Below are 7,843 nucleotides of genomic sequence, written 5' to 3'. Positions count from 1 at the left end.
GTCCACCCCGCCTTCCGCGGCCGTGGTGGAGACGCCCCGGGCCGCCGAGCCGACCCCGGCCACGGCGACACCGCGCAGTCCTACGCAGGAGAGTCCCCGCTTGCCCAACCCCCCTACGCGCTCGCCGGTCCCGCCCACCGCACGGACGCCTTCTTCCACGTCGACGTCCGCGACGGTCATCTCCCGAGGTCCCGGTTACGTGCAGCGTCCGGGTTCCACGGGCGGGCGCCCTGGTGGGCCGCCGGGCAGCCGTCCGGGTGGTCCGGGTGGTCCCGGCAGCCGTCCGGGTGGTCCGGGCAGCCGTCCTGGCGCGCCCATGCAGGGCCGTCCGGGTGGGCCGCCCATGAGCCGTCCGGGAGCGCCCATGCAGGCGCGTCCGGGCCAGACGGGGCCGGTGCGTCCGTCCTCGCCGCCCACGGCCGGCACGGGTGCCCCGGTGCAGCCGACCGGCCCGACCATCATGGTCGGCGGCGTCCCGCACGCCCAGGTCGCGCCCACGCCGGGTGCCCAGGCGCGCCCCACGGCCACCCAGGCCGTGGTGATTTCGCGCCCGCTCATCCAGGTCCGCCGCGTCACGCCCACCACGACCCAGGCCAAGCAGTACCCCATGGCCCCGGGCCGCACGGCGCTGGGCACGGAGAAGCGCGAGTACAAGGTCGTCCCGGATCACCTGGGTCGCGGCCGCGAGCTGGTGGACGTCTCCAAGAACAAGGAGCGTGGCCAGCGCAAGCGCACGGGTCCTGAGACGACCAGCGTGTCCAAGCAGGAGCTGTCGGACATGGTCTGGGGCCGCATCCAGATCCCCGTCCGCGGCAAGAAGCGCAAGCCCACGAAGAAGGGCGCCAAGACGCAGATCACCCAGATGGCCGAGGAGAAGAAGGTCATCAAGCTCCAGGAGGGCATCAGCGTCTCCGACCTGGGTCAGCGCATGGGTATCCGCACCTCGGAGCTCATCAAGAAGCTGATGGCCATGCAGAAGATGGCCACGGCGAACCAGATTCTGGACGCCGACACCGCGGAGCTCATCGCCACCGACTACCATTGGAAGGTCGAGCGCGTCGGCTTCGAGGTGGAGGACTACCTGCCGGAGGTCGAGGCCAAGGTCGAGGACGAGCGTCCCCGTCCGCCGGTGGTCACCATCATGGGCCACGTCGACCACGGCAAGACGAGCCTCCTGGACGCCATCCGCCAGGCCAGCGTGGCCTCGGGCGAGGCGGGCGGCATCACCCAGCACATCGGCGCGTACAGCGTGTCCACCGCGCGCGGAGACGTCACGTTCCTGGACACCCCGGGTCACGAGGCCTTCACGTCCATGCGCGCCCGTGGCGCCAACGTGACGGACATCGTGGTGCTGGTGGTGGCCGCGGACGACGGCGTGATGCCCCAGACCATCGAGGCCATCAAGCACGCCAAGCTGGCGGAAGTGCCCATCGTCGTCGCCATCAACAAGATGGACGTCCCGGGGGCCAACCCCGACCGCGTGAAGAAGGACCTCGCGAGCCAGGAGCTGGTGCCGGAAGAGTGGGGCGGCGACACCATCATGGTGCCCGTCTCCGCGAAGACGAAGATGAACCTGGATCTCCTCCTGGAGAACCTGGCGCTGCAGGCGGAAGTCCTCGAGCTGACGGCGAATCCCTCCCGTCCGTCCGTGGGAGCCGTCGTGGAAGCGAAGCTGGAGCGTGGCCGCGGTCCCGTGGCCACGGTGCTGGTGCAGGAGGGCACGCTCAAGCTGGGCGACGCCATCGTCACCGGTACGCACTACGGCCGCGTCCGCGCCATGAACAACAGCCGCGGCGAGGCGGTGAAGGAAGTGAAGCCGGGCTACTGCGCGGAGGTCGTCGGCCTGTCCGGCGTGCCCACCGCGGGTGACGCCATCAACGTCGTCTCCGACGAGAAGGCGGCCAAGCAGATCGGCGACCACCGCGGCATGAAGGAGCGGCAGACGGAGCTCAGCAAGGTCAGCCGCGAGTCCCTGGAGCAGCTCTTCGCCAAGACGAAGGCGGGCGGCGGTCCCAAGGAGCTGCGCGTCATCATCAAGGCGGACGTGCAGGGCTCGGCGGAGGCCGTGCGCCAGGCGGTCGACAAGCTCACCACGCACAAGGTGCGGGTGGTCATCATCGACGCGGGCGTGGGCGCCATCACGGAGACCGACGTCATGCGCGCCGCCGCTTCCAAGGGCGTCGTGCTGGGCTTCAACGTGAAGCCGGAGTCGGGCTCGGAGGCCGCGGCCAAGGCGCAGCAGGTGACGCTGCAGAGCTACTCCATCATCTACGAGCTCATCGACGGGGTTCGCTTGGAGATGGAGAACCTCCTGGAGCCCATCCGCACCGAGCGCAAGCTGGGCCGTGCGGAGGTGCGCAACACCTTCAACGTGCCGAAGCTGGGCACCATCGCCGGCGCGGCCGTCCTGGACGGCGTGATGAAGCGCGGCTCGTTCGTGCGCCTCATGCGCGAGAACAAGCAGCTCTTCTCCGGGAAGATGGCGTCGCTGCGCCGCTTCAAGGACGACGTGAAGGAAGTCGCGCAGGGCTTCGAGTGCGGTATCGGCATCGAGAACTTCAACGACCTCAAGGCCGGCGACATCATCGAGGCCTACGAGATCGAGGAGACCCGGCAGAGCCTCTCGTAGTCCTTGAGAGGCGCACTCGACGGACCCCGGGGAAGGCCCCACCTTTCCCGGGGGATGGACGATGCGGCGGAGGCCGGGCGTGGATGACGCGCCCGGCGGCCGCCGGCCTGGGGGACCTCTATGTTCGTCGGAGTCGCACGCCTCACCCTCCAGATTCCGGAGAGCGCCTCGCTGAAGTCCAAGCGGCAGGTGCTCCGCCGGGTGACGGACCGGGTGAAGGCCCGCTTCAACGTGGCCGTCGCGGAGGTGGACGACCAGGACCTCTGGCAGAAGGCGTCGGTGGCCCTGGCCGTGGTGGGCAACGAGCGTCCGCACGTGGATGAGCAGCTGGAGAAGATCATCCACTTCATCGAAGAGATGTACGTCGCGCCGCTGATGGCCCGGGAGACGGAGATTCTGGCCTTCGGGGACACGCTCTATTCCGACAAGAGGCCCACGGGCTTCCGCGCCCCGGCGAAGGTGCTGGAGCCGGAGGACGAGGACGCCCACCTGTCTCCCGAGGACGCGAATGCACACTCGGAGGCGGCGATTGCCCGCTTCCTGCGCAGCGACCGTTCGCTGGCGGAGGCGGAAGGGTTGGGCTCGTGGGAGCAGCGGCACGAGGGCGCGGGCCCCGGGCCCGGGACTTCCCGACCCACGGGTGACGGTGGAACGCTGAATCTGGACGACGCGCGGGCCAAGGCCCGGGCGCTGCGCAACCCGCGAGATTGGGAGAAGAAATGACGACGCATTCACGACCCGAGCGCGTGGGGCAGGAAATCCAGGCGGCCATCGGCGCCCTGCTGACGCGCGGGGAATTGCGCGACCCGCGCATCGGCTTCATCACCATCACCGGCGTGAAGGTGTCGCCGGACCTGCGGGTGGCGAAGGTGTTCTATTCGATGCTGGGCACGGACCAGGAAAAGGCGGACACGCAGAAGGGCCTGGAAGCGGCCAAGGGCTTCGTGCGCCGCGAGGTGACGTCCGCGGTCAACCTGCGCGTGTCGCCGGAAATCTTCTTCGCCTTCGACGCGTCCGTCGGAGAGGGCGATAAGATCGACCGGCTCCTGCGCGAGGTGCGCGGCAAGGAAGGCTGGTAGGCCCCGCTTCATGGACGGCGTTCTCGTCATCGACAAGCCCCTGGGCCCCACGTCCTTCGACGTGGTCCGCCAGGTGCGCGGCCTGCTGAAGGTGAAGAAGGCGGGCCACACGGGCACGCTGGACCCCATGGCCACCGGCGTGCTGCCGGTGTGCCTGGGAGAGGCCACCAAGGTCGCCGGCATCATCACGGAGGGCGACAAGGCCTACGACGCCGTGGTGCGGCTTGGCGTGGAGACGGACACCCAGGACGCCCAGGGCAAGCCCACGGCACAGGCCCCGGTGCCCCCGCTGACGGCCCCGCTGCTGGAGGCGGTGCTCGCCCGGTTCCGGGGGACGTTCGAACAGGTGCCGCCCATGTACTCGGCGGTGAAGGTGGCCGGGAAGCGGCTCTACGAGCTGGCGCGCGCCGGGGAAGAGGTGGAGCGGGCCAGCCGCACCGTCACCGTGCACGAACTGGTGCTGCGCGACTTCTCCGCGGACCGGCTGACCCTGTCCGTGCGGTGCACCAAGGGTTTCTACGTGCGCACGCTGGCGTACGACCTGGGCCGCGCGCTGGGCTGCGGGGCGCACCTGGAGGCGCTGCGGCGCACCATGAGCGGCCCCTTCACGCTGGCGCGCGCGCTGCCCCTGGGGGAGCTGGCGTCCCTGTCGCGCGAGGCGGTGGCCGGGCGGCTGGTGTCGCTGGCGGACGCGCTGACGGACCTGCCTGCGGTCCGGGTGAACGCGGACGAGGCCCGGCGGGTGTTGCACGGCGTCCCCGTGGAGGTCGCCCCCGTGCCGGGCCGGGTGCGGGTGCTGGGCCCGGATGACGCGCTGCTCGCCATGGCGGAAGTGGTGGGCGGACGGCTGCGTTACCAGCGGGTGTTCAACTGAGTGGCCACCCGCACCCATGACATCACCGTGAGCGTGGCCCCGGGCCTTCGCGGCGCCTTCGACGGGCGGCGCGAGCTGTCCCTGGGCGTGCCGGCAACCGCGGGCATTGGCGACGTGGTGGAGGCGCTCCTGCGCTTGTACCCCCGGACACGTCAGCTGTTGGCGGGCGACGGGGGCGAGGCGGGAGGGCCGTACCTGCACGTGGCCCTGGACGAGGCCTCGGCCCGGGAGCTGTCCCCGGGCGGGGGCGGAATTCCGGGCGGCTGCCGGATGTACGTCTTCGCACTGTCCCGGCCCCTCAAGGGCGGACGGACGGGCGGCGAAGGTTGACCCCCCAGGGGGTGAAGCTTATAAGCGGCCCGCTCGTTAGAAGGACCATGTGGCCGGGTCTGTACCCCTCCGCGGACCCAGGCGGCACGAGCGGTCACCCCGGAGCGGGATTCAGGAAGAAGCCCATGTCGTTGCATCAGGAACGCAAGAGCGAGCTGGTCACGAAGTTCCGCACCCACGAGTCCGACACCGGCTCGCCCGAGGTGCAGGTGGCGCTGCTGTCCGAGCGCATCAACATGCTCACCGAGCACTTCAAGACCCACAAGAAGGACCACCACTCCCGCCGCGGTCTGCTGAAGCTGGTCGGTCAGCGCCGCCGCATGCTGGACTACCTCAAGTCCAAAGACGTGGCGCGCTACAAGAAGCTCATCGAGGGCCTCGGCATCCGCAAGTAGTCCTCGAGCAGCATCCGGGGCGCTGGCACACCACCAGCGCCCCGCGCATTTGGGCAGCACCGTTTCACGCGGTACCGGTTCATCACGAAGCGCGGACGTGGGCGAAGGAGTGGGCGAGGGAGAGGTGGAGGCGGGCTCTTTTGGTTTCCGTTCAGACCGGCCGACCTGGAGTCATGGGTGGGCGGGTGTGATCAGGGATCAAGAGGTCTGGTCCATCCCTCCGGCGCTCCGCAACGGAGCCCGTTTCCGCAGTACAGGCAGCGTTCGTCTGGCATGTGCCTGCTTCAGGCCCTGGCGACCGCTCAATCCCAGAGGGCCCCTTCCGGGCGGCTCCTGCCCCACGCACGTGGGCAGGCCGCGGCTGGCAAGGGTCCTCGCACGCGAAGCAGGCACAGAGGCCACACGACATGTTGAAGAAGAGCGTCAAGATTGGTGAGAACGAGCTGAGCATCGAGACGGGCCGCCTGGCCAAGCAGGCCGACGGTTCCGTGGTGGTCCGCTACGGCGACACCATGTTGCTCGTCACCGCGGTGAGCGCGCGGGAGAAGAAGGACATCGACTTCCTGCCCCTCACGGTGGAGTACCAGGAGAAGCTGTACTCGGCGGGCCGCATCCCGGGCAGCTACTTCAAGCGCGAGGGCCGCCTCACGGAGAAGGAGACGCTGGCCTCCCGCGTGGTGGACCGCTCCCTCCGTCCGCTGTTCCCGGAAGGCTACGCCTACGAGACGCAGGTCATCTCGTCCGTCATCTCCGCGGACCCGGAGAACGAGGGTGACATCCACGGCATCACCGGCGCCTCCGCGGCGCTGTGGGTGTCGGACATCCCGTTCAACGGCCCCATCGCGGGCATCCGCGTGGGCCGCGTGGGCGGTCAGTTCGTGGCCAACCCCACCGCCAAGCAGCGCGAGCAGAGCGACCTGGACCTCGTCATGGCGGTGAGCCGCGAGGCCATCGTGATGGTGGAGGGTGGCGCGGAGGAGGTCAGCGAGGCGGACATGGTGGCGGCGCTGGAGTTCGGCCGTCAGAACGCCCAGCCCGCGCTGGACATCCAGGACCAGCTGCGCACGGAGCTGAAGAAGCAGGTCCGCTCCTACGACAAGCCCGCCACCATCGACGAGGGCCTGCGCAACCAGGTCCGCGAGCTGGCGCTGGAGGGCGTGAAGGCCGGCTACGCCATCAAGGAGAAGGGCGCGCGCTACGAGGCACTCTCCAAGACGAAGAAGGCCGCGTTGGCGGCGCTCAAGGAGAAGCTGGGCGCGGAGTTCACCCCGCAGGTGGAGAAGCACGCCAAGCAGGTCGTCGAGGACCTGAAGTACGACCACATGCGTGAGCTCACCGTGAACGGTGGCCGCATCGGTGACCGTCCGCACGACGTGGTGCGCTCCATCACCAACGAGGTGGGCGTGCTGCCCCGCACGCACGGCAGCGCGGTGTTCACCCGCGGCGAGACGCAGGCGCTCGTGGTCGCCACGCTGGGCACCAGCGAGGACGAGCAGCGGCTGGAGCTCCTGAGCGGCCAGGCCTTCAAGCGCTTCATGCTGCACTACAACTTCCCGCCGTTCAGCGTGAACGAGACCAAGCCCCTGCGCGGCCCCGGCCGTCGCGAGGTCGGTCACGGCGCCCTGGCGGAGCGCGCGCTGCGCAACATGATTCCGGCCAGCGACTCGTTCCCCTACACGGTGCGTCTGGTGTCGGAAATCCTCGAGTCCAACGGCTCCTCGTCCATGGCCTCCGTGTGTGGTGGCACGCTGGCGCTGATGGACGCGGGCGTCCCCATCAAGGCGCCGGTGGCGGGCATCGCCATGGGCCTGGTGAAGGAGGGTGAGAAGATCGCCATCCTGTCCGACATCCTGGGTGACGAGGACCACCTGGGCGACATGGACTTCAAGGTCTGCGGCACGTCCAAGGGCATCACGTCCATCCAGATGGACATCAAGATCACCGGCCTCACCACGGAGATCATGAGCCGCGCGCTGGAGCAGGCGCGTCAGGGCCGCGTGCACATCCTGGCTGAGATGGCGAAGACGCTGAACGCGCCGCGCAAGGAGATCAGCCAGTTCGCGCCGCGCATCACCACCATCCAGATCCGTCCGGAGTTCATCAAGAACGTCATCGGGCCGGGCGGCAAGGTGATCAAGGACATCATCGCCCGCACGGGTGCCGCGATTAACATCGAGGACACCGGCCGCGTGGACATCGCCAGCGCGAACGGCGATGCGGTGAAGGCGGCCATCGCGATGATCCAGGCGCTCACGCGCGAGGCGGAGATCGGGAAGATCTACACCGGCACCGTCCGGAAGATCGCCGAGTTCGGCGCCTTCGTGGAGCTGTTCCCGGGCACCGACGGCCTCATCCACATCTCCGAGCTGTCCGACAAGCGCGTGAAAACTGTGTCGGACGTGCTGAGCGAGGGCGACGAGGTGCTGGTGAAGGTCGTCAGCATCGACAAGACGGGCAAGATCCGCCTGTCGCGCAAGGAGGCCATGGCCGAGCGCGCCACCGCGCAGGGCACGCCCCCCGCGGCCCCCGCCCCGGC

At 69.3% G+C, this 7,843-nt stretch carries 7 protein-coding genes; all 7 read left to right on the top strand.

The annotated features are described in order from the left end of the window. On the top strand, window positions 1-2,629 hold a 2,629-nt coding region (infB, locus tag D7Y21_RS38915; protein ID WP_121718408.1), incomplete at its 5' end, for a translation initiation factor IF-2. A gap of 120 nt (window positions 2,630-2,749) precedes the next feature. Beyond that, entirely contained in the window at window positions 2,750-3,352 is a 603-nt protein-coding gene (locus D7Y21_RS38910; protein ID WP_121718407.1) for a DUF503 domain-containing protein, read from the top strand. Beyond that, window positions 3,349-3,708 carry a 30S ribosome-binding factor RbfA gene (gene rbfA / locus D7Y21_RS38905; protein ID WP_120558419.1) on the top strand — a complete coding sequence of 120 codons (360 nt, stop codon included), beginning with the start codon at window positions 3,349-3,351 and terminating at the stop codon, window positions 3,706-3,708. Before D7Y21_RS38910 ends, rbfA begins: the two co-directional genes overlap by 4 nt. A gap of 10 nt (window positions 3,709-3,718) precedes the next feature. Next, window positions 3,719-4,582, top strand: coding sequence for a tRNA pseudouridine(55) synthase TruB (gene truB / locus D7Y21_RS38900; RefSeq protein ID WP_121718406.1), 864 nt, complete (start codon window positions 3,719-3,721; stop codon window positions 4,580-4,582). Next, the gene (locus D7Y21_RS38895; protein ID WP_121718405.1) at window positions 4,583-4,912 is read left to right on the top strand and encodes a MoaD/ThiS family protein; all 330 of its coding nucleotides are present in this window, start codon (window positions 4,583-4,585) and stop codon (window positions 4,910-4,912) included. 125 nt (window positions 4,913-5,037) lie between these two features. Beyond that, window positions 5,038-5,307: a 30S ribosomal protein S15 gene (gene rpsO / locus D7Y21_RS38890; RefSeq protein ID WP_014398807.1), complete on the top strand. Its 270-nt coding sequence runs from the start codon at window positions 5,038-5,040 to the stop codon at window positions 5,305-5,307. A gap of 407 nt (window positions 5,308-5,714) precedes the next feature. Next, window positions 5,715-7,843: polyribonucleotide nucleotidyltransferase (gene pnp, locus D7Y21_RS38885; protein WP_121718404.1), on the top strand; the 2,129-nt coding region annotated here is incomplete at its 3' end.

Origin of the sequence: Corallococcus sp. AB045, assembly GCF_003668895.1 — a bacterium.
In the GTDB taxonomy this organism is placed as follows: domain Bacteria; phylum Myxococcota; class Myxococcia; order Myxococcales; family Myxococcaceae; genus Corallococcus; species Corallococcus coralloides.
Note: the sequence above shows the minus strand (reverse complement) of the source record. Positions and strands in the feature narration are given on the sequence as shown.